The sequence below is a fragment of the Mesorhizobium sp. M7A.F.Ca.MR.148.00.0.0 genome, assembly GCF_003997735.1.
Classification (GTDB): Bacteria; Pseudomonadota; Alphaproteobacteria; order Rhizobiales; family Rhizobiaceae; genus Mesorhizobium.
Genome location: NZ_RZTB01000325.1, coordinates 1 through 842, shown reverse-complemented (window position 1 = coordinate 842; position 842 = coordinate 1). Strand labels below are relative to the sequence as shown.

1 protein-coding gene is annotated in these 842 nt (G+C 62.5%); it reads left to right on the top strand.

Annotated features, from left to right (window positions below):
* On the top strand, window positions 1-722 hold a 722-nt coding region (istB, locus tag EOB49_RS34290; RefSeq protein ID WP_127383531.1), incomplete at its 5' end, for an IS21-like element helper ATPase IstB.
* Window positions 723-842: the final 120 nt, after the last annotated feature.

The following is an 842-nucleotide window of genomic DNA, read 5'->3' as shown; positions in this document are numbered from 1 at the left end:
CGCTGCTGGACGAAGCGGCGCGTTCGCAGATGATCTTGCGCGAGGCTTTGGCCTTCCTGGTGACCCGCGAGATCGCGCGGCGCGACGAGCGGCGCATCTCTATGGCAGGCAAGATCGCGCAGTTCCCGTTTGTGCGCGAACTCGATGGCTTCGACTCCGACGCGCAGCCGTCGCTGGATCAGCGCCAAATCCGGGAGCTGGCGACCTGCCGCTGGATTGCCCATGGCGACACGGTCCTGTTCCTTGGACCTCCGGGTACGGGCAAAACACATCTGGCGGTGGCTCTCGGGCGCGAGGCGATCCGGCAGAACCATAGCGTCCAGTTCGTCACGGCGGCCACGCTCGTGGCGATGCTGGCCAAGGCCCATGACGACGGTTCACTCGAAAAGCAACTGACGACCCTGTCGCGGCCGAAACTGCTGATCATCGACGAGCTCGGCTATCTCCCGTTCGAAGCCAATGCCGCACATCTGTTCTTCCAGCTGGTGTCGCAGCGTTATGAGCGGGGATCGATCCTGATCACCTCCAACCGCTCGGTGGGCGAATGGGGCAGCGTGTTTGGCGATCCCGTGGTGGCAACGGCGATCCTTGATCGCCTGCTTCATCATTCGACAGTGATAACGATCCGTGGCGACAGCTACCGGCTTCGCGAAAAGCGTCGTTCCGGCCTATTGCAGAAGGCCGGAACGACGCTCGGTACCAACGAAACCGCAAAACAATGAGGGGGTCAAATCAGTTCGCCCAGGGGGTCAAATCCTCACTTCGCTTGACACGCGGTAGTGGACGTTCTCGAAACCGATGCGGCCCTTCGCCAGCGCGTCTCCCGGTTGCTTCCGCCTGGC